The sequence below is a fragment of the Streptomyces sp. NRRL WC-3605 genome (genome assembly GCF_001509795.1).
Lineage (GTDB): Bacteria > Actinomycetota > Actinomycetes > Streptomycetales > Streptomycetaceae > Streptomyces > Streptomyces viridochromogenes.
Genome location: NZ_LLZN01000102.1, coordinates 21,382 through 45,516, shown reverse-complemented (window position 1 = coordinate 45,516; position 24,135 = coordinate 21,382). Strand labels below are relative to the sequence as shown.

Here is a 24,135-nt window from a genome sequence, read left to right as displayed (position 1 = left end):
TCGACAGCGTCGGCCCGCCACGCTCGCCGAGGGCGGCAGGTCCCCGGCGACTGCTCCGCATGGCTATGGAATGCCCGGCGGGGCCCCACCGCAACTCAGACGCCGGGGATGGGCGCTCACCCCGGTGGACGTACTGAGCGGGACACGGCCCCCTCCGGCCGTGAGGATGAGCGGGTGCCGGGCCCCCGCGGCCCCCGCCGGACGCCCCGACGCGAGGGAGAAGCATGAATCAGACGGATCCCGCCGGGAGCGGGCTGAGCCGGAACCAGGGGCGCCCGGCCCCCGAGGACGGCCCGGACCTCCGGCGTGTCGGGGCGCACCCCGACTTCTGGTACCCGGTCGCGCTGTCCCGCAAGGTGCGCCGGGGCCGTGCCGTCGCCGCCGTCTTCGCCGGGGAACGCATCGCCCTCTTCCGCACCCGCGGCGGCATCGTGCACGCGCTGGAGGACCGGTGCGCCCACCGGCAGGTGCCGCTCAGCATGGGCGTCGTGGAGGGCGAGACACTGCGCTGCTGCTACCACGCGTGGGCCTACCGCGGCGACGGCCGCATCTCGCAGATCCCCTACCTCTCCAAGGGCGACCGCAGACCGCCGCGCGGAGTGCGCGGCTATCCCGTGCGCGAGGCGTACGGACTGGTGTTCGTCTTCCCCGGCGACCCGGAGAAGGCCGCCGTCACCGAGCTGCCCGACCTGCTGGCGTACGGGTCACCGCACTACCGGACCATGACGTTCTCCCGGACCGTGCGCTGCCACTACTCGTTCATGCACGAGAACCTCCTCGACATGAACCACCAGTTCCTGCACCGGGGCGTCGTCGGCACCCTGCACCCCGAACTGCTCGGCTACACGACCACGCCGCGCTCGGTCGAGGCGCGCTACCTGTTCACGCACGCCGGGGGCAAGCGCAACCGGGGCGCGGGCCTGCTCGCCGCCGAGGGACTGGGCGGCAAGGACTCGGCGGACGTCATGACCATCCGCACCGAGTACCCGTACCAGACGCTCGACCTGGTGCCGGAGGGCGCCGACCACCCGGCCTTCCGGCTGTGGGCCGCGTACGTGCCCGAGGACGCCGAACAGCGCACCTGCCACGCCTACGGACTGCTCATGATCGAGAAGCCGAAGGTCGCCGCCGCGCTGCACCTGGCGTGGCCGCTCATCCGGCGGTTCACCGAGCGGGTGTTCGCCGAGGACCGCACGGCCGTGGAGGCCGAGCAGCGGGCCTGGGACGAACAGGGCGAGGACCGCAACCACGAGGTGTTCCCGCTGATCCTGGACGTGCGCTCGGTGCTGCGCGGCAACGGCGTCCCGCTGGGCGCCGGCACCCCGGCGTGCGGGCCGGGCGCGTCCGGCGGCTGTGCGCCGGTGGCAGCGGGCCTGCCGCCGGCGTACGGCGGGACGGGCGTCGAGTTCCCGGCGGCCGACGGAAGCTGACCGTGCGGCCCCCGTGACGGCCGGGACGGACGCGTGGTCATGGGACAGCCGTGCCCGGGGTACGCGGCCCGGGGCCAGGGCGGCCACCGTGTGCCCGCGCGACGCGCCGGACGGCACACGGCACCACGGGAGGGCGGGCACACGACGGTGACCATCGGCGATGCGGTGAGTGCGTGGCTGGGAGCGGGGGCGCTGCTCGCGGCCGTGCTGCCACGGGTCGTGGCCGGACGGCCGCTGTCGCTGCCGCTGGTGTTCCTGGCGGCCGGCAGCGGCGTGTACCTGCTGCCGCTTCCGCTGCCCGAGGTCGATCCGGTCGCCGACCGGCTGGTCACCGAGCACGTCACCGAGATCGTGGTGATCATCGCGCTGATGGGAGCCGGGCTGGCCCTCAACCGCCCCGTCGGCCTGCGGCGCTGGGGCACCACCTGGCGGCTGCTGGGCATCACCATGCCGCTCACGGTCGGTGTGACCGCGCTGACCGCCTGGTGGCTGCTGGACTGGCCGCCCGCCGCCGCCCTCCTGCTCGCCGCGGTCCTCGCGCCGACCGACCCGGTGCTCGCCTCCGAGGTCCGGGTGGGGGAGCCCACCGAGGACCCGCACGACGAGGACGAGGTGCGCTTCTCCCTCACCAGCGAGGCGGGACTCAACGACGGCCTCGCCTTCCCGCTGACCTACGCGGCGCTGGCGCTGGTGGCCGCCGCGGGCAGCGGCTGGTCGGCCGACTGGATCGGCGAGTGGGCGGCGAAGGACCTCGTCCTCAAGTCCGTGATCGGCGTGGTGAGCGGCCTGGTCGTGGGGCGGCTGCTGGGCTGGCTGTTCTTCTGGACCCGCTGGCCCGTGCTGCGCCTGTCCGAGCACCGGGAGGGCTTCGTCGCGCTCGGGGCGACCTTCCTGTCGTACGGGGTGACGGAACTCGTCGGCGGATACGGCTTCCTGGCCGTGTTCGTCACCGCCTGCGCGCTGCGGGCGGCCGAGCGGGCCCACGGCTTCCACAACGTCCTGCACGACTTCGTCGAGCAGATCGAGCGGCTGTTCACGGCGGGCGTCCTGTTCCTGCTGGGCGCGTTCGTCGCACGGGGCGGCCTCGCCGCCCTGACCTGGCAGGGCGCGGTCACGGCGGTGCTGCTGCTGGTGGTGATCCGCCCCTGGGCCGGCTGGATGGGGCTCCTCGGCGGACGGCCGGACCGCCGGGAACGCCGGGTGATCGCGGCCTACGGCATACGCGGCATCGGATCGCTGTACTACCTCGCGTACGCCCTCGGCCACCACGACTTCCCGGTGCCGGCCGAGGAGCTGTGGGCGGTGGTGGCGTTCACCGTGCTGGCCTCCGTCGTCCTGCACGGGGTGACGGCGGGCCCGGTGGTGGGCCGCCTGGACCGGCTGCGCGACGGGGCGGAGAACGGGCGGAAGAGCGGAGCAGAAGCTGCGTGACGGGCCCGGTGCCCGCAGGCTGGACCGTGGCACCCCGGCGACCGAGGGAAGAGGGACGGCGTGGACGACGCGGAGCGCGAGGCGACCTGGAGCGAGTTCCGGGAACTGGTGAACATGACACCGTCCCGGCTCGACGAGTGGCTGGAGACCGACGAGTCACGCGAGTCCGGGCAGCACAAGGACGGCGGTGAGTCCACCGGGCACGCCTCCGGGCGGCGGATCGCCGAGATCCTCCGCACGAGGAAGGGCGACCTGACGGACGACGACTACGGGCACATGCGCAAGGTCGTCGGCTACGTCCGCCGCCATCTGGCCCAGCGGCCCTCGGGAGACGTGGACGAGAGCCGCTGGCGGTACTCGCTGATGAACTGGGGTCACGACCCGCTGGCCTGACGGCGGGCCGGGTCCGGCCCGCCGGGCCGCGGGGTCAGCTCGGGGCGATGGCCTTCTCCGCCGCCGTCTTGATCCGCTCGCCGAACGCGGGCGCGTCCTTGCGCGAGGCGGCCACGGCCAGGCCCACCAGGAGCTTGCCGACCCCGTGGCCCTCCAGGACGTTGTAGAGACGGACCCGGGTCCGTCCGTCGCCCAGCGGCTCCAGGTCGTAGCCGCCCTCGTCGGCCGTCACGCTGTTCTTGGACACCTCGGCCCACCGGATCCGCGCCGGCGCCTGGAGCTCGGTGATGCGGAACTCGCGGGCCGTCTTCATCCCGGCGTCCTTGACGGTGCTGCGGAAGACGGTGCCCACGGAGGTCGGCGTGTCGGGGACGCGCTCGATCCTCTGCACACGGGGGCTGAACTGCGGGTCGTTGCGGCCGTCGGCGAGATAGTCGAACACCGCGTCCACGGGCCGGTCGACCTCGAAGGTCGTCTCGAACTGTCCGGACATCGGCACTCCTCCCAAGTCGGAGCAGTCGTCTGCCCGCGACCCTATGGGAGAGCCGGGCACCTCGCGAGGCGAACGGGGGAACGCCCCCGTCCACCCGGACGCCTACGCGTCCGGGCCGGCCGCCATGACCACCCGGATCGTCTTGCCCTGAGCCGTGGGCGTCACGGTGACCTCCCGGCCGAGCTGCTGCACGAGGGGCCATCCGAAGCCGCCCGGGGTGGTGGCGCCGGTCCGCGGCACCGTGTGCGGGGTGGTCGGCGAGGAGTCGGTGACGCTGATGGTGAGCAGGTCGCCGTCGAGGGTGGCGTCGAACGCGACGAGACCGCCGCCGTGCCGTACGGCGTTGGTGACGAGCTCGGTGACGACGAGCAGGATGTCGTCGAGGACGGTCGGGGAGCCGCCCGTCCCCGCCACCCGGTCGCCCAGGAGAGCGCGGACGTGGGAGCGGGCCATGGCGGCGGTGACGGGCCGCTGCGTCGGTGCGGCGGCGAGCTCTGCTGCGGTCACATCTCCTCCTTCATGCCCCACTTGTCCCTGACACCCCTTTCCTGGTTCCCGCAGAGCGGGTGAGTATGGCTGGTCATCCGCGACGAGAACTGATCTCCTCGTGGATCAGGTCCAGGGCCGACGCGAGGTCGGGGGCCATGGTGAAGACGCGGGCGGTGTCCGTGAGGTCCAGCAGGCGCCGTACGAGCGGGCTCACCGCGACCAGGACGAACGGCAGGCCGGCCGCGGCGTGGCCCTGCCGGGCGGTCAGCAACGTGTGCAGCAGGGAGGAGTCGGCGAACGTCACCCCGCCCAGGTCGGCGACGGTGGCTGCCGCGCCGCCGGCACGGGGCGCGGCGAGGGCGGCGGTGGCGGCGCCGGACTCGTCGGCGTCGAACTCGCCGGTGACCCGGACCACCCGCACGTCCCCGACCAGGGTCTCGATGATCTCCACTTCGTCGTTCACCGGAGCATTCTCACAGGCTGCCGTGCGCGGGAGGAAGGTGGGTACGCACCTGTGGCCCAGCCCCCGTGGACCGTGAGCGGTGACGGCGGGGCGCAGGGCGGGTGCCGCACGCGTCAGGCCCGGGACGGTGGCGGGGGAGAGGGCGGCGCGGCGGCCTCGCCGGACGTGTCCGGCACTTCGGCGCCCGTGGCGTCGTCGTCGAACAGGAAGGCCGTGCCGGTCAGGTCCAGCAGGCGCCGCAGCAGGGCGGGCCGGTTGTCCAGGTGCAGGCTCACACCCGCCTCGGCGCAGGTGCGGTGGACCATGAGCAGCGAGGCCAGGCCGAGCGAGTCGCACAGCGTCAGCCGCGCGCAGTCCAGGTGCAGCCGCCGGGGTGCCGGATCCGCGCACAGCAGGGTGCGCGCCGCCTCGGCGAGGTCGTCGGCGCTGTCCCAGTCGAGGTCGCCGGTGATGCGGATGTGCGCGTCGCCGGAGGCGTCGTGGGCCGTGTCCAGGTGGAAGACGCTGTCGTCGGGTGCGGTGTTCATGCGGGTGCGCCGGGGCCGGGTACGGAGGGACGGGTGCCACGCCGGCGCAGCGTGTCGCGTCCCTGGTCGAGGAGTCCGAGCGTACGGGGGAAGTCCTTGAGCTCCTTCTGGAGCAGCGCCAGGGCGGGCTCCAGTACGCGCGCGGGCACCTGGCGGGCCTCCAGGATGTCGGCCGTCCAGTCGAGGAAGCCGGTGAACAGGCCGCTGTCGTCGGTGTACAGGGAGCAGGCGAGGAACTCCACGATGTGCAGCACGTCCTCGGCGGTGCGCTCCCGCTGCGCCTCGCTGTAGGCGCGCATCGCGGGCAGCCGTTCCTCCAGCCCCGCCAGGGTGTTCCTGACCAGCCGGCGCTTGGCGCGCACGACCAGCGTGTACTCCTGGTCGACCAGATGCGGCAGGTCGTCGACGCTCTGCCGGACGGCGCCGCCGGCGGGGCGGGGCAGTCCGCGCTCCAGCAGGCCGGCGGCGGACCGGGCGTCCGGCGCCCAGGCGTCGGCCCCGAGCAGCCGGGCGTAGCGGCCGTCGGTCCCGAAGGCGGCGCCCCCGGCGACGACCGGGACGCCGATGGCCTGCACGGCGGTGATCGCGCTGTGGGCGGTCGGCAGCCTCAGGGGGAGCGAGGACGACAGGGCCACCGCGGTCGGCACGGTGGCGTGCAGATGGGCGATGAGATGCGGGGTGGGGACCTGGGCGCCGAGGAAGTCCACCCGGAGTCCGCGCAGCCGCAGGACCTCCGCCAGCAGCCGGGCCGGCAGGGCGTGCCATTCGCCGTCCACGCAGGCCACGGTCACCGTGGTCCCGGGGGTCTCGGTGACCGGAGCCGGGACGCGGTGCGCCATGGCGGCGATGATCCGCTCGTGGATCGCGGTGGCGGAGTGCTCCTGGGCGACCGAGAAACGGTTCTCCGCCCAGGCACGGCCGACCTCCCGCTGCGTGTGGGCGATGACGTCGAGCAGGACGGCCTCCGGGTCGACGCCGGCGTCCAGCGCGGCGAACACCGCCCGGGCGGCGGCGTCCTCGTCCCGGGCCCACACCGCCTGCCACAACGCGTCACGGGACCGCGCGAGCGTCCCGTCCTCCTGTGCGGTGGTCATGTCGGTCATGCGGTGTACCTGCCCGCCGTATGGCCGTCCACGGCTGTGAGATGCGTCGTCCGGGGAGCGGTGATCGCCATCACCGCGATGTCGTCGTGCCGGTTGTCGCCGATCCACTCGGCGACGAGCATGTGGATCCGCTCGACGACGGCCTCCGCGGGCATCCCGGCGCACTCGGCCAGCGCGTCCCGCAGCCGTGCGTCGCCGAACATCACGTCGCCGAGCGGTCCGCCCCGGGCCTCGGTGACCCCGTCGGTGTACAGCAGGCACGTCTCGCCCGGGCGCAGGTCCACCTCGGCGGTGACCGACCGCACGTCCGGCAGGACGCCGATCAGCGTGCCGGACGTGCGCGCCTCCTCGACGGCGCCGTCCTGCCGGACGATCAGCGGCGGTGGATGCCCGGCGCTGGTCAGCGACAGATGCGCGGTGTTCTCCTGGCGCACGACCGAGGCCAGCACCAGGGTGGCGAAGCGGGTGTGGCGGCTGTTCAGCAGTGTGCCGTTGAGCAGGCGCAGCAGGTGCTGATGGTCGCCGGCCAGCGGGAGCAGCGCCTGGAGCGTGCCGCGGATCCTCCCGGTCAGCACGGCGGCCTCCAGGCCCTTGCCGCACACGTCGCCCAGCACCGCGAGGGTCTTCTCGCCGGGGGCGGCGCCGGGGTGCACGTCGTAGAAGTCCCCGCCGACGCGCTCGGTGTCCTGTGCGGCCCGGTAGCCGCCGGCGAACTCCACGCCGTGGACGCGTCGCAGCAGCGGGGGGAGCAGGTCCTCCATGAGCGTGGCCGTGATGGAGCTCTGCTCCATGTAGAGACGGGCCGCGGACAGGGCGGCGCCCGCGCGGGCGGCGAAGACCCGGGCGAAGAGCTCCTCGGAGGCGTCGAACGCGGCCTGGTCGCTGCGCCGCAGCAGGATCAGTGCGCCCGCCGGGACGCCGTGCCCCGGCAGCGGCGTGACGACGACGGACCCCACCGGGCCGGTGAAGCCGTCCGGCAGCGCCCACTCCGGCAGCGCGGACGGGTCGATCCAGCGGGACGGCACGGGCGGGAAGCCCTGCAGGGCCTCCTTGAGGCCGGGGACGTCGGCCGGGTCGATCCGCAGCGTCCGGTGCTCGACCTCGCCGCCGGCGCACAGGGAGAGGGGGTGGCGGCGCCCGGCGGCGGGCGCGACGAGGACGGCCGCGTCGGCCAGGTACTGGGAGGCCAGCTCGACCGCGACCTCCATGCACCGCTCGGTGTTGAGGGACGCGAGCAGCCGGCTGGAGGCCTCGGCGAGGAAGCGGGTGCGCTCCTGCTCGTTCCTCAGGGCCGTCTCGGCGAGTTCGCGGTGGGTGTCGTCGACGAGCCACCACACCACCTGGCCGTCGGCGCCGGACGTCGCGTGCGCCTCCAGCGTCCACTGCTCGTGGCGGCCGCGTACGGGGCCGGCCGCGTCGGCTCCGCCGACGGCGGCCCGCCGGTGGCCCTCCACGAGCCAGTCCGGGACGGCCCGGGCGAGCGGCACTCCCTTGCCGGCCGCCGGGAAGAGCCGGGCGGCCTGTGCGTTGACCTCCACGAGGGCCCCGGCCGTGTCCACGACCAGGGAGGGGTAGGGCGCCCGCGTCCACGCGGCACCCACGGACGACAAGAGCTCCTGCCCCGGGGGCGAGGAGCCTTCGACACGCGTCATATTCGTCAGCTCCGCGTCATACGGACCTGATCACCCTTCGTTCGACGACAGACCTTCGCATTCTCTCCGAGCCTCGCAGTCCCCCGGGCGGCCCGTCAATCTCGGCCGGGGCGGGGTCCGTGCGGAGCGCGATCCCTCCGGGTACCCAGGCGTGCCCGGACGTAACGTCCCGGGACCGTCCCACGGGTCACCGGCGCCGGGGCAGGCGGCCGGGGGCGGCCCAGGGCGACCCCGAGCAGGACCAGGGCGAGCCCTCCGCACTGCTGGAGGGTGAGGATCTCCCCGGCGACCGCGACGCCGAGCAGCACACCGGTGACCGGGTTGAGCAGCCCGATCAGGCCCACGGTCCCCGCCGGCAGACGGCGCAGCCCGGCGAACCAGGCGACGAAGGCGAGCGCGGTGGCCACCAGGCCCGTGAACGCGAAGGCGAGCAGCGCGGACCCGGAGAGCGCGGGCGGGCCTCCCTCCACCGCCGCGGCGAGCGGGAGCAGCAGCAGGCCGCCGGCCGTGAGCTGCCAGGCGGTGGCCGCGACGACGTCGACGTCCGTGCTCCACCGCTTGGTCAGGATGTGGCCGAAGGCCGACACGAGCATCGCGGCGGCCGAGGCGAGCACGCCCGGCACGCTCACCGACTCACCGCCCGTCAGCACCATGAGGCAGACTCCCGCGAGCCCGGTGGCCGCGCCGGCCAGATGTGTGATCCCGGGCCGTTCGGACACCAGGGACCAGGCGATGAGCATCATCGCGAGCGGGGACGCCGCCATCACCGTGGACGCGACGCTCGTCGGCAGCAGCTGGGAGGCGGCGTACACGAGGACGAAGAACACGCTCACGTTGAGCAGGCCCAGTGTCGCCGCGCGCCCCCACCACGCCCCGCGCGGACGCCGCCGGCACAGGGCCAGCAGCACGAGTCCCGCGGGCAGTGCCCGCAGGGCCGCCCCGTACAGCGGCCGGTCGGCCGGCAGGTACGCGTGCGTGACGTAGTAGTTGGCCCCCCAGGCCACCGGCGCGATCGCGGTGATCGACACCCACCGCATATTGGCTTCCATGGAAGACAATATAGCTTCCCGGGAAGTTATATTGGAGGGATGGAACCCGCTGAATCTCCGGACCGCGTGGCGCGCATCCAGGCCGAGTGGCGCCGCGAACGGCCCGACGTCGACATCTCCCCGCAGGGCGTCATCGGTCGGCTGCACCGTCTCGCCGACCGGCTCACCGAGGAACTCGCCCTCGTCTACGGGCACTACGGGCTCGGCGAGGGCGAGTTCGACGTCCTGTGCGCACTGCGCCGCGCCGGTGAGCCCTACGAACGGGCACCGGGCGAACTCGCCGCGCACACCATGGTCACCACCGGCGCCATGACGAAGCGGATCGACCGGCTGGAGCGCGCGGGACTCGTCACCCGCCGCCGCTCCGCCGACGACCAGCGGGGCCGGATCGTGGCGCTCACCGCGCCCGGCCGGGAACTGATCGACCGGGCGTTCACCGACCACATGCGCAACGAACGGCGCCTGCTGGACCTGCTGTCGCCCGCCGAGGCCGAGACGCTGGAGACCCTCCTGACCACCTGGCTGTCCCGCCTCGGCACACCCCGGGGCGCCTGAGCGCGCGGAAGAGCCCCGGTCGCGCGGGTCGCGACCGGGGCTCTTCGCCGAACGGGATCAGGGGGACGGATGAGGGCGCCCGCCCTCACGGGTCAGCGCTTGGCGGCCTCGGCCGCCTCCGACTCCGTGCCCGCGCGCGCCGTCGTCAGCGTCCCGCCCGCGTTCTCCAGGTGGGCCCGGACGAACCACTGGAACTGCTCCAGGTCCCGCAGGTGCTCGATGAGCAGGTCCTCCGTGGCCGGGTCGATCTCCCCGACGACCTTGATGGCCTTCCGGACGTCCTCGATCACACCGGTGTAGACGAGGTCGAGGGCACCGAGATGCGCCAGGGCGTCCTCCCGGCCGATCGAGTAGTCGTCCCAGGTGCGCTCCTTGACCAGGGAGCCCGGCGTGCCCTGCGCGACCCCGCCGAGCGCCGCGATGCGCTCCGCCGCGTCGTCGGCCATGTCGCGCACCCGGTCGACCTGCGGGTCGATCATCTGGTGCACGGCGATGAAGTGCGGGCCCACCACGTTCCAGTGCACGTGCTTGAGGGTGAGGTGGAGGTCGTTGAGGGCGTGCAGCCGCAGGCGCAGGACGTCGATGAGCCGCCCCGCCGCCTCGCGCTCGATGCCCGGCACCGTGTACTTGGGGGTGAGGTCCTTCGCCATGTTCGCAACTCCTCTTCCGAAAGGGGTGAAGTAGGAGTTCAGGTGCCCTTCTTTCGCCCTGGCAGACCTGTGACGCGCGTTTCATTCACTGATCGGACCACCGTGCGCTGGACCGGTCGGGTGAGCGGCACCCGGCCGGTCCAGCGCCCTCAGGCCACGCGGACGCCGACGATGCAGGTGTCGTCGTCCGTGTCGGACCTGCTGTACGTCAGCAGCCGGTCCAGCTGCTGCTCCAGCGTCGGCGGCACCGTCCGCGCGGCCACCAGCAGCTGCGTCAGCGACTCCTCCACGGACCGGTCCCGCCGTTCGATCAGGCCGTCCGTGTACATCAGCAGGGTGTCGTCCACGGCCAGCTGGACCTCACCCTCCTCGTACGTCGCCTCCGGCAGCGCCCCCAGCAGCAGGCCCTTGACCAGCGGCAGCGGGCTGGCCTCGGTGCCGCGCACCAGGACGGGCGGCAGATGCCCGGCCCGCGCCCAGCGCAGCGTGTGCCGCTCCGGGTCGTACAGGGCGCACACCGCCGTCGCCGTGACCCCGCCGGTCAGATGGTGGACGACCATGTTCAGCCAGGACAGCAGCTGCGCCGGCCCGGCGCCCGTCACCGCGAGACCCCGCAGGGCGTTGCGCAGCACCACCATGCTGGTCGCCGCGTCTATGCCGTGCCCGGCCACGTCCCCCACGCACAGCAGCACCAGCCGCGAAGGCAGCACGACCGCGTCGTACCAGTCGCCGCCGACCAGGTGCTGGGTCTCCGCCGGCCGGTAGCGCACCGCCACCCGCAGGCCCGGGGCGTCCAGCGGGGCCTGCGCGGGCGGCATGATCGCGTGCTGGAGCTGCAGGGCCAGCCGGTTGCGTTCGCTGGCCTGCTGCTCGGAGTGGGCGAGCTGGTCCCGCGTGGCGGCCAGCGCCACCTCCGTCCAGTGGTGCGCCGAGATGTCCTGGTAGGCGCCACGGACGACGAACAGGCGCCCGTCGGTGTCCAGCTCCGGCTCGGCCACCACCCGGATGTGCCGGGTGACGCCGTCCGGCCGCTGGAGCCGGAAGGCAGTCGAGGCGGGCCGCCGGTGGTGCAGCAGCGTGCGCAGGAACCGCCCGATGGGGACCGCGTCGTCCGGGTGGGCGTGCGCCGGCAGGTTCTCCAGCGGGATCGGGCCGTCGGACGGCGGTTTGCCGTACAGGTCGTACAGCTGCATGTTCCAGGTGATCTCGCCGGTCAGCAGGTTCTCCTCGAACCCGCCGATCCTGCCGAGGCGCTGCGCGTGGCCGAGCAGACTCGCCAGCCGTGCCGTCTCGTCCTCCATGCGCCAGATCAGCAGGACGCAGCCGCCGTGCCGGCTCGCGTGGATGTCCGCGACCGCCGCCAGCGGCACCTCGTCCACCAGCGCGGTCAGCCGCATCCGCCGGGCCCGGAAGGGCTCACCCGTGGCGTAGACCCGCTCGACCTGGTCGAACAGCTCGCTCTCCCCGGCGGCCATCGGATACGCCTCCAGCAGCAGCGAACCGCTGACGACGCTGCGGGGACGGCCGCTCGGGTCCAGGAAGCGGCTGTTGACGTGGTGGATGCGGAAGTCGACCAGCTCCCCGTCCGCGTCCAGGTACGGCAGCAGCACCAGCGCCGGGTCGTGCAGGCCGTCGGCCAGGTCCATCAGCTCGGCCACGTCCGGCAGCACCGCCGGACGCCACTCGTCGCCCGCGCGGGGCGGCGTCGACGTCTCCAGCGTGTGCGCGCACAGCTCGGCCAGCGCCTCCACCTGACGGACGATCTGCGGGGACTGCGGCTCGATCGGCGCCGGCCACACGATCTCCAGCACCCCGTGGATCCGGCCGCCCGTGCCCGCCGGTACGGCCGCCCGGCCACCGTCCGGATGCAGCTGCTGGCCGATGGAGGGCAGCTGGGTGTCGGACAGACAGCCGATCCATTGCCCCGCACGCTCGCCCAGCCCACGCCGCGCCACGGTCGCCACCCCCGGCGGGACGTACCGCCAGCGCCCCGCCTCCGCCGCCGAGAACCCGGCGCTGCCCGCCAGGGTCAGCGAGCCGTCGGAGTTCAGCGCCCAGATGGCCACGGCCTCCGCGCCGATCGGCCGCAGGGCGTGCTCCATCAGGGACTCGGCCACGGCCTGCGCGTCGTGGGCGGCCAGCGCCCCGCTCTCGGCGGCCCGCAGCCGCACCGCGGAGGACGCCTCGGCGTCCCCGGAGCCACCGGTCGTACCGGCGAGGAACGCGCTGGTGACCTCCGCGACCCGGTCCTGTGCCGCCTGGTTGATGACCTCGACGGCGAACTCCAGCGGGGACACGCCCGCCTGCTCGGTCAGCTCGGCGAGCTGGCGGGCCGCCTGCGCGGGACCGCAGCCCAGCCGCTCCACGAGGATGCCCTTGGCCAGCTCGATCAGGGCCCGCCCGTCCGCCTCGGCCTGCGCCTCCCGCACCTCCCGGCGCAGCCGCTCCACGGTCGCCGCGAGTCTGCCGACGGGGGAGCGCTGGACGTCGGGGCCCTCGGCCGGTACCTCGACCTCCGCGAGGTCGTCGCCGTCGGGGACGGCCAACGTGCCGCCGGGCACGTCGTCGGGCAGCGGCTCGGCGCCGGGAGCACCGGTGGGCTCCGGCTCGGTCGGCTGAAGAGGATGGCTCACGGTGGACCTGTTCGTCGGCGGGAACGTCCGGGGACGCCGGGCGGTCGGCTGGTGCGCGCGGCGGAACGGCCGCTTGTCAGGGCGACAGCCAGCGCTGGACGCGGCTGATGAGGTCGTTGGTGTCCACGGGCTTGGTGACGTAGTCGTTCGCCCCGGACGCCAGGCTCTTCTCCTGGTCGCCCGGCATCGCCTTGGCGGTGACGGCGATGATCGGCAGATCCGCGTACTGGGGCATCGCGCGGATCTCGGCGGTGGCCGTGTAGCCGTCCATCTCCGGCATCATCACGTCCATCAGGACCAGCGAGACGTCCGGGTGGGCGAGCAGCGTCTCGATGCCCCGGCGGCCGTTGTCGGCGTGCAGGACCTGGAAGCCGTGCAGTTCCAGCGCCCCGCTGAGCGCGAACAGGTTGCGCGCGTCGTCGTCCACCACCAGCACGGTACGCCCCGCGAACGCGCTGTCGACGACCTGGGTGATGGCGTGCTGCGGCTCCTCGGGACGCACCAGCTGGAGCACGTCCCCCGGCTCCTCGGCGGACAGGTGCAGCGTGATGCGCTCACGCAGCTCGTCCAGGCTGGACAGGAAGTCCAGCGGCCGGCCGCTGGCCCGGGAGCGCAGCGCCTGCTCCTGCGCCTGGTCCACGTGGTGACCCGTGTGCACCAGCACCGGCACGCTGGCCAGCGCCGAGTCGCCCTCCATGGCCTGCAGCAGCCGCGCGCCCTCCTCGTCGGCCATGCCCAGCTCCAGCACCACGCAGTGGCAGGGCTCGGCGGCCAGGGTGCTCGCCGCCTCCTGCGCGCCGACGGCCGTGATGATGTCGATCGCTCCGAGCCGGTCGTCGGCGTCGGGCGCGATGTCCGCGACGGCGCGCTCGGCGACCAGGGAGAGCAGGCCGCGGGTGCGGCCCTCGACGACGAGCAGCCGGCGTCTGCGCTGCTCGGGCGCCTTCACCGACGGCGTCTCCGGCGACGATGCCGGCGGCAGCTCCGCCGCCGTGTCCTGCTGCTCCAGGGTCCGGGCCGTGCCGTCGAGCACGCCTTCGAAGTCGGCCCGCGCCACCGGCAGGTAGAGCGTGAACGTGCTGCCCTGGCCGGGGGTGGACTCCACCGTGACCGCGCCGCCGAGCAGATGGGCGATCTCCCGGGTGATGGACAGACCGAGGCCGGTGCCGCCGTACTTGCGGCTCGTGGTGCCGTCCGCCTGCTGGAACGCCCCGAAGATCGTCTCCAGTTGCTGCTTGGGAATGCCGATGCCGGTGTCCTCGACCCGGAACGCCACGATCGGACCGCCCCGCAGGACGCCCATCGGCACCTCGCGGTCCGCGGCCGGCTCGATCCGCAGCCCGACGCCGCCCTGCTCGGTGAACTTCACCGCGTTGGACAGCAGGTTGCGCAGCACCTGCCGCAGCCGGGAGCCGTCGGTGAGCAGGTCGGCCGGCGTGCCCGGCGCGGTCGCCACCGTGAACTCCAGGCTCTTCTGCGTCGTCATCGGGCGGAACGTCGCCTCGACGTACTCCAGGAGCTCGCGCAGCGGGACCCGCTCCGGCGTGACGTCCATCTTGCCCGCCTCTACCTTCGACAGGTCGAGGATGTCGTTGATCAGCTGGAGCAGGTCCGACCCGGCGGAGTGGATGATGCCCGCGTACTCCACCTGCTTCGGCGTGAGGTTGCGCGAGGGGTTCTGCGCGAGCAACTGGGCCAGGATCAGGAGGCTGTTGAGCGGGGTGCGCAGCTCGTGGCTCATGTTCGCCAGGAACTCCGACTTGTACTTGGACGCCAGCGCCAGCTCCTGCGCGCGGGTCTCCAGTTCCTGCCGGGCCTGCTCGATCTGGAGGTTCTTCGCCTCGATGTCGCGGTTCTGCGAGGCCAGCAGGGACGCCTTCTCCTCCAGCTCCGCGTTGGAGCGCTGGAGTTCGTCCTGCTGCACCTGCAACTCCTCGGAGCGCTCCTGGAGTTCCGCCGTCAGGCGCTGCGACTCACCCAGCAGTTCGTCGGTGCGCGCGTTGGCCACGATGGTGTTCAGGTTGACGCCGATGGTCGGCATGAGCTGGGCCAGGAAGTCCTGGTGGATCTGGGTGAAGCGGGTGACCGAGGCCAGCTCGATCACCCCGAGCACCTGGTCCTCGACCACGATGGGCAGCACCACCAGGGCACGCGGGACCGTCTGCCCGAGGCCGGACGAGATGGTCACGTAGTCCGCCGGCAGCTCCTCGACGCTGACGGTACGGCGGTTGCGCGCCGCCTGCCCGAGCAGCGAGCGGCCCACCCGGATGCGCTCCGGGCGGTCCGTGGCGTCGGGGTAGCCGTACGACCCCACGAGCCGCAGCTCCGGTCCGCGGTCGGTGTCCTCGGCCGCGTAGAAGGCGCCGTACTGCGCGGAGACCAGCGGGGCGAGCTCGTCCATGATGAGCTCGGCGACGACCGGCAGGTCCCGGTGGCCCTGCATCAGGCCGGAGATCCGGGCCAGGTTGGTCTTGAGCCAGTCCTGCTCCTGGTTGGCGCGCGTGGTCTCCCGCAGCGAGCCCACCATGGAGTTGATGTTGTCCTTCAGCTCGGCGACCTCGCCGGACGCCTCCACGGTGATCGAGCGGGTCAGGTCGCCCTCGGCGACCGCGCTGGCCACCTCGGCGATGGCCCGGACCTGGCGGGTGAGGTTCCCGGCCAGCTCGTTGACGTTCTCCGTCAGCCGCTTCCAGGTGCCCTCGACACCCTCGACCTCCGCCTGCCCGCCGAGGCGGCCCTCGCTGCCGACCTCGCGGGCGACGCGGGTGACCTCGGCGGCGAACGACGACAGCTGGTCGACCATCGTGTTGATGGTGGTCTTCAGCTCCAGGATCTCGCCGCGGGCGTCGACGTCGATCTTCTTCGACAGGTCGCCGTTGGCCACCGCCGTCGTCACCAGGGCGATGTTGCGGACCTGGCCGGTCAGGTTGTTCGCCATCGAGTTGACGTTGTCGGTGAGGTCCTTCCAGGTGCCCGCCACGTTCGGCACGTGCGCCTGGCCGCCCAGGCGTCCCTCGGTGCCGACCTCGCGGGCGACGCGGGTGACCTCGTCGGCGAACGCGGACAGCGTGTCGACCATCGTGTTGATGACGTCCGCGAGGGCCGCGACCTCGCCCTTGGCCTCGACGGTGATCTTCTGCGACAGGTCGCCGCGCGCGACGGCCGTGGCGACCTTGGCGATCGAGCGGACCTGACCGGTCAGGTTGGACGCCATCACGTTGACGTTGTCGGTGAGGTCCTTCCAGGTGCCCGAGACGCCCCGGACGATGGCCTGGCCGCCCAGGTTGCCCTCGGTGCCGACCTCGCGGGCGACGCGGGTGACCTCGTCGGCGAACGCGGAGAGCTGGTCGACCATCGTGTTGATGGTGGTCTTCAGCTCCAGGATCTCGCCGCGCGCGTCCACGGTGATCTTCTGGGAGAGGTCGCCCTGCGCGACCGCCGTGGCGACCTGGGCGACGTTGCGGACCTGCGCGGTGAGGTTGCCCGCCATGAAGTTCACGGAGTCCGTGAGGTCCCGCCAGGTGCCCTTGACGCCCTTGACGTCCGCCTGCCCGCCGAGGCGTCCCTCGGTGCCGACCTCGCGGGCGACGCGGGTCACCTCGTCACCGAACGCGGAGAGCTGGTCGACCATCGTGTTGATGGTGTTCTTCAGCTGGAGGATCTCGCCGCGCGCGTCCACGGTGATCTTCTGGGAGAGGTCGCCCTGCGCGACCGCCGTGGTCACCTGGGCGATGTTGCGGACCTGGGACGTCAGGTTGCCCGCCATGAAGTTGACCGAGTCGGTCAGGTCACGCCACACACCGCCGACGCCGGGCACCTGGGCCTGGCCGCCGAGGCGTCCCTCGCTGCCGACCTCGCGGGCGACGCGGGTCACCTCGTCGGCGAACGCGGAGAGCTGGTCGACCATCGTGTTGACGGTCTCCTTCAGCTGCAGGATCTCGCCCCGCGCGGGGACGTCGACCTTCTGCGACAGATCGCCCTTGGCCACCGCCGTCGCGACCTGCGCGATGTCACGCACCTGGGTGGTGAGGTTGCCGGCCATGGCGTTGACGGAGTCGGTCAGATCCGCCCAGGTGCCCGAGACGCCCGGCACCTCCGCCTGACCGCCCAGGGTGCCCTCGGTGCCGACCTCGCGCGCCACCCGGGTCACCTCGGAGGTGAACACGGACAGCTGGTCGACCATGCCGTTGAACACGTTGGCGATGTCGCCGAGGAGGCCCTCGCCGTCCGACGGCAGCCGGGTGCCGAAGTCGCCGTCGCGAACGGCGGTCAGACCGGCCAGCAGCTGCCGCAGCTCCTGCTCACCCGGGCCGGTCTCGACGGCCTCGGTCGTCTTGCTCGTCATGCGCACCCTCGTTCCGCTCCCCAAGAGCCCCCGCGCCGAGGACTCGGAACCGCGCCGGCCCTGTGAAGGGCCTGGTCACCAGCGGGTTTCCGCAGTTCGCGGAGACCCGCTGGATGAAAAGATCCGGTGAAGGTTAACTCAGTTGCCGGGCGACAACAAAAGCCGGATCCCCTTGTTCCGGCGGGCCGGAATCGAGGGCCGCGAAGAGGTGTGAAATGCGATCCGCACGGTACACGGAAGGATTTGCCGCGGGGGGAGTCCACGGCATTCCCGGTGGGTGGTCCATGAGGTTTCCCGGGGCGCGCGCGCCCCGGGAAACCCAAGAGGCTGTGGTCCCAACCCCTCGGCCCACCGAGTAGCCCGCGGGGAGATGTCTCACACGGCCGGCGGGCGCCCCGCGTGTCCGGGGCCGCGCGACGGCCTCACCCCTTCACCGCACCCGACGTCAGCCCCTGGACGATGTGGCGGCTGGCGAACGCGAACAGCAGCATGGTGGGCAGGATCGTGAGCACGGCCGCCGCCGACATCGAACCCCAGTCGATGTTGAAACTGGAGATGAACCCGTTCAGCGCCGTCGGTACCGTCTTGTTCGCGTCGCTGTTCATCAGCGTCACCGACAGGAAGAGCTCGTTCCAGCAGTTCACGAAGTTGAAGATGAACGCGGCGACGATGCCCGGCCGCATCACCGGGAGCAGCACCCGGAACAGCGCGGAGAACCGCGACAGGCCGTCGATCATGGCGGCCTCCTCCAGGGCGTCCGGGATGTTCTCGAAGAATCCGCGCAGCATCACGGTGCAGAACGGGATGCACACCGCGATGTAGACGAGGATCAGCCCGAAGCGGTTGTCGACCAGGCGCAGGTCCGTCATCAGCAGGTAGAGCGGGCCCAGGGCGATGAACGACGGGATCATCTGGGTGACCAGCGCCGCCATCAGCAGCGCCGACTTGGTGCGGAACTCGAAGCGGGCCAGCACATAGGCCGAGAGCATCGAGATCGCCGTCGCGGTCGCCCCGGCCACCAGGGAGACGATCAGGCTGTTGGCCAGGTACGTCCCGAAGTCGGCCGTGCCGAACAGACCGCTGTAGTTCTCCAGCGAGAAGTGCTCGGGCCAGTACGCCAGCGGGAACCGGAAGATGTCACCGGGCGCCTTCAGCGAGGTGACGGCGATCCAGTAGAGCGGGAAGACGGTGAAGAGCAGCCACCCGCCGAGGAAGACGAACTTGACGGCCCGGCCGGCCGTGGACTCCTTGCCGATCACGGCCTCGCCCCCTTCTTCTCACGCGTGGCCATGAGGAAGAACACGGCGAACACCAGCAGCGCGGCCACCACGAGGAGGCCGAGCGCGGAGGCCCTGCCGTAGTCGCCCTGCTGAGTGATCTTGATCATCCAGGTGGTCACGATGTGCGTCTCGTCGTTCGGGCCGCCACCGGTCATGCCGAAGATCAGGTCCGGGAAGTTGAAGATCCAGATCACCCGGAGCAGCACGGTCAGCGCCAGCGTGGTGCGGATGTAGGGGATCGTGATCCGGAACAACGTGCGCGCCTTGCCGGCGCCGTCCAGGGCGGCCGCCTCGTACAGCTCGTCGGGGATCGACTGGAGCGCGGCCAGGATCATGATCGCGAAGAAGGTGACGCCGTACCAGACGTTGGCGACGAGCACCGCGACCATCGCCGTGTCCGGGTCCGCCAGCCAGGCGATCGGCTCGTCGATCAGCCCCACCTTCTGCAGCAGGTCGTTCACGACGCCGAACTCGCTGTTGAACATCCAGCGGAACAGGATGCCGATGAGGAATCCGGAGATCGCCCACGGGAAGAAGATCAGCGCCTGGTACAGGCCGCGCAGGACGAAGCGGCGGCGCAGCCACAGCGCGAGCGCGAAGCCGATCACCAGTTGCGGGACGATCGAACCGACCACCCACACCGCGGTGTTGCCGAGGACGGTCCCCCAGGCGGGGTCGGCGAAGACGTCGGCGAAGTTCCTCAGCCCGACCCACGAGGTGTCGGTGAGGTCGCTCAGCTTCCAGTTGCGGAAGGCCATCTGGCCGCCCGCGACCATCGGGTAGTAGGTGAAGACCGCCACGAACAGGGCCGCGGGTGCCATGTAGGCGACGATGGCGAGGCCGCGCCGCGTGGTGAACTCCCGCTTGCGGCGGCCCCCGCGGGGGAGACCCCCCTTGCGGGAGGCCGCCCCCTCGGCCGGGGCCGCGGTCTTCGACGGCGTGGTGGACGTGACCGGCATGTCTACTGCTCCTGCTGCCACTTCTCGGTCCAGAACGCGTCCCAGCCCGCCAGCAGCTCCTTGGGCGACGTCTTGCCGAGGACCAGCTTCTGCACGTCGGCGTCCGCCTTCTGCTGCCACTCGGCCCACCAGCTGACGCCGCGCGGCTGGGTGACGACGAGGTACTTGTCCGGCTGCTCGGTCATCGTGACGTAGCTCGCCCACGGGCCGGACTTGTAGAACGGGTCACTGGTCGCCGACTTGAGGATGGGCACCAGGCTGTTCTTCTTGGTGAACGACGTCGACGCCTCGCCCTGGGACAGGAACTGCACCAGCTTCACGGCCTCGGCCTTGTGGTCACTGCCCTTGGCGACACCCCAGCCGGCGGTGGCCAGCGGCTGCACCGTCTTGCCGCCGGGACCCGACACCAGCGGCGCGGTGCCCCACTGGTCCTTGGAGATCGACTTCGACTCCGACACCGTGGCGATCACCTCGGGGTCCTGGAGCAGGAACGCCGTCGAGCCGTTGGAGAACGCCTCGACCATCTCCGGATAGCCCCAGGAGACCGACGACTTCGGGGACGCCTGCTTGAACAGCTTCAGGTAGTTCTCGATCGCGTCCTCGGCCTCGGGCGCGGCGAAGATCGTGCGCCCGTCCTTGAGCTTGAAGCCGTTCGCCGGGTCGACGTCGTCCGCGAGGTACGCCTCGATGGCGGCGGTCGCGTTGCTGTTGGCGTTGGCGCCGCCGCGGAAGGCGTAGCCGTAGCGCCGCGCGGACGGGTCGTGGACGGCCTTCGCCTGCTCCAGCAGCTCCGCCCAGGTGGCCGGCGGCTTGTCGAAGCCCGCCTTCTCGATGAGGTCGGTGCGGTAGAAGAGACTCAGCCCGTAGAAGCCGTACGGGACGAAGTACGTCCCGCCCTTGGCGTCCTTGGAGGCGTTGACGGCGTTCTCCGTCATCGCCTCCCAGCCCTTCCAGCCGTCGAGGTCCTTCTTCATGTCGTACAGCCAGCCGTTGTTCGACCAGGGCCCGACGGTGATGTCGCGGACCTCCAGCACGTCGACGCCGCTGCCCGACTGGAGCATCTGCTGCAGCTTCTGGTCGGCCTGCTCGGTGGGCGGGGAGACCAGGTTGACCTTGACCTTGGGGTTCCGCTGCTCGAAGTCGGCTATGAGGTCCTTGAGCAGAGCGGTGCGGGTCGGGTTGGTAAGGCTCTCGACCATGTTGAGCGTGACCGTTCCGCTCGCGTCCGGGCTCATCGTGGAGCAGCCGGTCAGGAGCAGCGCCGTGGCGCTGCCGAGCGCGAGAACCGCCGTCCTTCTTCTCATCGTGCTGACCTCTTCCCTGTGTTCTCTCGTGCCCAGGCGCCGAGGACGGGGACGCATTCCTCGGCGAAGTACTCGTAGTCGGCCGCGGTGTTGTAGACGTGGGCGGACAGCCGCATGAAACCGACGCCGCCGAAGCTGGTGAAGGCCGCCTCCACGCCCAGCTCGCCGGCCACCCGGTCGCGCAGCGCGTCGGCCTGGAGCCGGTCGGCGGCGAGGCCGTCCGGCAGCCGCACCAGACGCATGCCGGGGACGGGCATGCCGACGTCGACGGAGGTGTCGGCGCCGGCCGTCCCGGCGAACGCCGCGCCGATCACCAGGGCGCCGTAGTCGGCCAGTTCGTCCATGTACCGGCGGGCGGCGGGCCAGCCCCAGGTGCGCTCCACGAAGTCCAGGGCCGTCGGCGCCGCCAGGTAGGCGGTGGCGTCGATCGTGCCTTGCTGGTCGAAGCGGTCCGGGAACGGCTCCGCCGCCGCCCAGGAGTCGATGAGGGGGTAGAGCTTCTCGCGCAGCGGCCCCCGGGCCACCAGGGCCGCGGTGCCGCGCGGGGCGCAGCCCCACTTGTGCAGGTTGCCGGTCCAGAAGTCGTACGTCGCACCGGCGAGCGGCGCGTCCAGGAGCCCGGGTGCGTGGGCGCCGTCCACCAGGACGGGGATGCCGCGTCGCCGGGCCTCCGTGCCGATGCGCTCGACCGGCAGCAGCCGCGCGGTCGCCGAGGTGATCTGGTCGACGACCACGAGCTGGGTGGCGTCGGTGAACGCGGCGGTGACGGCCTCGTACGCCTGCTCCTCGTCCGCGTCGAGCGGCACATGGGCGGTGCGCACCCGCCCGCCGAAGCGGCGGGCCAGCCGCTCGGCCCCCATCGTCACGGCCCCGTAGCCGTGGTCGGTGACGACGATCTCGCCACCGGGGCGCAGGGTCAGGGCGGCGAAGACGACGCTCGCTCCGGCGCTGGCGTTCGGGACGAGGGCGAGGTCGCCCGCGTCGACCCGCAGGAACCCGGCGAGCCGCGCGCGGGTGGCCGCGAGCCGCTCCGGAAGGGCCGGGAACCACACCACGGGTGAGCGCTCCATCTCCACGCGCAGCAGTTCCTGGCGCTCCTGGGCCACCAGCGGGACGGCCCCGAAGGAGCCGTGGTTGAGGTGCTTGAGGTCGGGGTCCAGGGACCAGGCCCGCTCGGCGGGCGTGCCGTCCGCCAGCAGCAGGGGGCGCGGTGCGGTGGTCACCTCGGTCTCGCTCACAGGTCTCCACATCTGGGCAGGGCGGTCCCGCGGAACACCACGGTCCGCCGGACACATCTGATGACTCGGCATCCTGCACACGTCCGGGAGGCGAAACAAGGGGTCGTACCGTGAAAGTCATCAGATGACTTCTGGGCGATACGCGGCCGACACTTCGGAAACTCGCTAGAGTGCTCCGCGGGGACGGCGGCATGACCGCCGGTCCGTACGGGGAGGAAGAGGGGACGGATGTCCGCAGTCGAGAAGGCGTTCCACGGTCTACGGCACATGATCGGGACGGGGCGCCTCGGTCCCGGCGAGCGCATCCCGCCCGAGGGCGAGCTCTGTGAGGAGCTGGGCGTCTCGCGCGGGTCGCTGCGCGAGGCCGTCCGCATGCTCGCCGCCCTCGGCGTCATCGAGCCCCGGCACGGCTCGGGCACCTACGTCTCACAGCTGCGGCCCGAGGACGTCATCGGCAGCCTCTCCCTGACCCTCGAACTGCTGCCGCTCTCGGGACTGTTGGAGGTCTACGAGATCCGGCGCGTCCTCGAGGCCCATGTGGCCGCCCAGGCGGCGGCGCGCTGCACCCCGGAGAACATCCGCACGCTGTTCTCCCTGATCGACGCCATGGAGGCCACGAGCGACCCGGCCGAGGCGTCCGAACTGGACCACCGCTTCCACGCCGAGATCGCCAGGGTGGGAGGCAACCCCACCCTGGCGACCCTCCTCGCCGTCTTCCGCGCCCGCAGCCGCAAGTACCAGGTCTTCACCCTGCCCGAAGGACCCGAGCTGCGCCGCAAGAGCGACGACGACCACCGCGTCCTGGCCACCGCCATCGCCGACCACGATCCGGTCGCCGCGGCGGGCGCGGCCCAGGCCCATGTCGCCCAGACGGAACGCTGGCTGCGCGCCTTCATGCCGCCGGTCGAGGAGGTGGAGCGGGTCGAGGCGCCCGGGTCCGCGGACTGACGGCCGGTCAGGCGTGCTCGGCCTGGGCGAAGTCGGGCAGCTCGGCGGACAGCAGATGCTCGGCGGCGCCGTCGAGCGCCCGGGCCGTCTCCGTGGACCGGGGCAGCATGGTCGTCTCGTAGGCGCGGACGGCATCGCCGACGGTGTCGTGGCGGGCGAGCGCGAGAGCGAGTTCGCAGGCGTCGAGCAGGGCGAGGTTGACGCCGACGCCCAGCGGCGGCATGAGGTGCGCGGCGTCCCCGAGCAGGGTCGCGGACGGGTCGTGCTCCCAGGCGTGGGGGACGGGCAGGGCGTGGATCGGGCGGTCGACGTAGGGGCCGTCGTTGTCGGCGAACAGCCGCCGCATCCGGGGTGACCAGTCGCGGTAACGGTCCAGCAGGAGGGCCCGGATGCCGTCGGTGTCCTGCAGGGTGAGCCCCTCGGCGGCGATCCAGTCGGCCGGGGCGCGCTGGATGACGTAGACGCGGACGTGGTCGCCGCCGTTGCGCTGGGCGAACAGGCCGCGCTCGCCGTCCGCCGCCGCGGCGCTGCCCTGCCCGACCAGGTCGGCGATCTCCGGGTGCCGGGTTGTGACGTCGTGGAACCACGCCTCCAGGAAACTCACGCCGGTGTACCGGGGCCGGGCCGGTGAGAGCGCGCGGCGCACCGTCGACCAGGCGCCGTCCGCGCCGATCACGAGGTCGCACTCGACGGTCGTGCCGTCGGCGAGACGCAGTTGCCGGGGGCCGCCTGTGGGGCCGTCGACGCAACGCAGGGTGTGGCCCCAGCGCACGGCGCCGGGCCGGAGCGAGTCCAGCAGGAGCCGACGCAGCAGGCCACGGTCGATCTCCGGCTTGAACCGCTCGTCCGGCTCGGGGAGATGGTGGAAGAGGACCGTGCCGGCCGGGTCCAGCTGACGCATCTCCTGCCCCTCGGGGCGGGACAGCCGGTGGAACTCGTCCAGGAGGCCGGCCTCGCGCAGGGCGATCTGGCCGTCGTCGGCGTGCAGGTCGAGGGTGCCGCCCTGGTCACGGGCGTCCGGGCCGGCGTCCCGGTCGTAGACGGTCGCGGTGATGCCGTGCCGCTGGAGGACGCGGGCGCAGAGGAGGCCGCCGGGACCGGCGCCGATGATCGCGATGCGGGGTGCGGAGGTGTGCACGGAAGCTCCGTTTCCTGGGTGGGGAAGGGACGCGGCCGGGGCCGGTGCCTCGCGA

General features: G+C 72.4%; 20 protein-coding genes. 5 read left to right on the top strand and 15 right to left on the bottom strand.

Annotation, left to right across the window (positions count from 1 at the left end):
• Positions 1 to 224 precede the first annotated feature (224 nt).
• From ADL34_RS31485 to ADL34_RS31475, 3 genes are all read left to right on the top strand, one after another.
• The gene (locus ADL34_RS31485; RefSeq protein WP_062664880.1) at positions 225 to 1,430 is read left to right on the top strand and encodes an aromatic ring-hydroxylating oxygenase subunit alpha; all 1,206 of its coding nucleotides are present in this window, start codon (positions 225 to 227) and stop codon (positions 1,428 to 1,430) included.
• 147 nt (positions 1,431 to 1,577) lie between these two features.
• Entirely contained in the window at positions 1,578 to 2,861 is a 1,284-nt protein-coding gene (locus tag ADL34_RS31480) for a cation:proton antiporter (protein WP_062664882.1), read from the top strand.
• Between the two features lie 60 nt (positions 2,862 to 2,921).
• Entirely contained in the window at positions 2,922 to 3,254 is a 333-nt protein-coding gene (locus ADL34_RS31475) for a DUF3140 domain-containing protein (protein ID WP_062664884.1), read from the top strand.
• 34 nt (positions 3,255 to 3,288) lie between these two features.
• Here ADL34_RS31475 and ADL34_RS31470 read toward each other — a convergent pair whose 3' ends face one another.
• From ADL34_RS31470 to ADL34_RS31440, 7 genes are all read right to left on the bottom strand, one after another.
• Positions 3,289 to 3,747, bottom strand: a complete 459-nt coding sequence (locus tag ADL34_RS31470) for an SRPBCC family protein (RefSeq protein ID WP_062664886.1) — start codon at positions 3,745 to 3,747, stop codon at positions 3,289 to 3,291.
• A gap of 102 nt (positions 3,748 to 3,849) precedes the next feature.
• Positions 3,850 to 4,254, bottom strand: a complete 405-nt coding sequence (locus tag ADL34_RS31465; protein WP_062664888.1) for an ATP-binding protein — start codon at positions 4,252 to 4,254, stop codon at positions 3,850 to 3,852.
• 73 nt (positions 4,255 to 4,327) lie between these two features.
• The gene (locus ADL34_RS31460; protein WP_062664889.1) at positions 4,328 to 4,699 is read right to left on the bottom strand and encodes an STAS domain-containing protein; all 372 of its coding nucleotides are present in this window, start codon (positions 4,697 to 4,699) and stop codon (positions 4,328 to 4,330) included.
• Between the two features lie 113 nt (positions 4,700 to 4,812).
• Positions 4,813 to 5,226, bottom strand: coding sequence for an STAS domain-containing protein (locus ADL34_RS31455; protein WP_063892381.1), 414 nt, complete (start codon positions 5,224 to 5,226; stop codon positions 4,813 to 4,815).
• Positions 5,223 to 6,320 (bottom strand): cobalamin B12-binding domain-containing protein, encoded by a 1,098-nt coding sequence (locus tag ADL34_RS31450; protein ID WP_062665062.1) that lies wholly within the window; start codon positions 6,318 to 6,320, stop codon positions 5,223 to 5,225. Before ADL34_RS31450 ends, ADL34_RS31455 begins: the two co-directional genes overlap by 4 nt.
• A 5-nt stretch (positions 6,321 to 6,325) precedes the next feature.
• Positions 6,326 to 7,981: a PP2C family protein-serine/threonine phosphatase gene (locus ADL34_RS31445; protein ID WP_062664892.1), complete on the bottom strand. Its 1,656-nt coding sequence runs from the start codon at positions 7,979 to 7,981 to the stop codon at positions 6,326 to 6,328.
• 95 nt (positions 7,982 to 8,076) lie between these two features.
• Positions 8,077 to 9,018, bottom strand: a complete 942-nt coding sequence (locus ADL34_RS31440; RefSeq protein ID WP_062664893.1) for an EamA family transporter — start codon at positions 9,016 to 9,018, stop codon at positions 8,077 to 8,079.
• A gap of 51 nt (positions 9,019 to 9,069) precedes the next feature.
• On the opposite strand from ADL34_RS31440, the gene ADL34_RS31435 reads away from it, so the two are divergent.
• Positions 9,070 to 9,585 (top strand): MarR family winged helix-turn-helix transcriptional regulator, encoded by a 516-nt coding sequence (locus ADL34_RS31435; RefSeq protein ID WP_062664895.1) that lies wholly within the window; start codon positions 9,070 to 9,072, stop codon positions 9,583 to 9,585.
• 92 nt (positions 9,586 to 9,677) lie between these two features.
• On the opposite strand, the gene ADL34_RS31430 is transcribed toward ADL34_RS31435, so the two are convergent.
• The 7 genes from ADL34_RS31430 to ADL34_RS31400 form a co-directional block, all read right to left on the bottom strand.
• Positions 9,678 to 10,235, bottom strand: a complete 558-nt coding sequence (locus ADL34_RS31430) for a Dps family protein (RefSeq protein WP_062664897.1) — start codon at positions 10,233 to 10,235, stop codon at positions 9,678 to 9,680.
• 149 nt (positions 10,236 to 10,384) lie between these two features.
• Positions 10,385 to 12,868 (bottom strand): SpoIIE family protein phosphatase, encoded by a 2,484-nt coding sequence (locus ADL34_RS31425; protein ID WP_079034004.1) that lies wholly within the window; start codon positions 12,866 to 12,868, stop codon positions 10,385 to 10,387.
• A 76-nt stretch (positions 12,869 to 12,944) separates the two neighbouring features.
• A complete protein-coding gene (locus ADL34_RS31420; protein WP_062664899.1) occupies positions 12,945 to 17,213 on the bottom strand; it encodes a HAMP domain-containing protein in 4,269 nt (1,422 codons plus the stop codon).
• Between the two features lie 422 nt (positions 17,214 to 17,635).
• Complete coding sequence (locus ADL34_RS31415) at positions 17,636 to 18,472, bottom strand: carbohydrate ABC transporter permease (protein WP_062664901.1); 837 nt, start codon at positions 18,470 to 18,472, stop codon at positions 17,636 to 17,638.
• A complete protein-coding gene (locus tag ADL34_RS31410; protein WP_062664903.1) occupies positions 18,469 to 19,452 on the bottom strand; it encodes a carbohydrate ABC transporter permease in 984 nt (327 codons plus the stop codon). Before ADL34_RS31410 ends, ADL34_RS31415 begins: the two co-directional genes overlap by 4 nt.
• Before the next feature lie 2 nt (positions 19,453 to 19,454).
• Positions 19,455 to 20,756, bottom strand: a complete 1,302-nt coding sequence (locus ADL34_RS31405; protein WP_062664904.1) for an ABC transporter substrate-binding protein — start codon at positions 20,754 to 20,756, stop codon at positions 19,455 to 19,457.
• Positions 20,753 to 21,994, bottom strand: a complete 1,242-nt coding sequence (locus ADL34_RS31400) for an aminotransferase class V-fold PLP-dependent enzyme (RefSeq protein WP_062664906.1) — start codon at positions 21,992 to 21,994, stop codon at positions 20,753 to 20,755. The genes ADL34_RS31405 and ADL34_RS31400 overlap by 4 nt, the downstream gene beginning before the upstream one ends.
• A 228-nt stretch (positions 21,995 to 22,222) precedes the next feature.
• On the opposite strand from ADL34_RS31400, the gene ADL34_RS31395 reads away from it, so the two are divergent.
• On the top strand, positions 22,223 to 22,942 hold the full coding sequence (locus tag ADL34_RS31395; RefSeq protein ID WP_062664908.1) for a FadR/GntR family transcriptional regulator: 720 nt from the start codon (positions 22,223 to 22,225) through the stop codon (positions 22,940 to 22,942).
• Positions 22,943 to 22,949: 7 nt separating this feature from the next.
• Here ADL34_RS31395 and ADL34_RS31390 read toward each other — a convergent pair whose 3' ends face one another.
• Entirely contained in the window at positions 22,950 to 24,080 is a 1,131-nt protein-coding gene (locus ADL34_RS31390) for an FAD-dependent oxidoreductase (RefSeq protein WP_062664910.1), read from the bottom strand.
• Between the last annotated feature and the right edge of the window lie 55 nt (positions 24,081 to 24,135).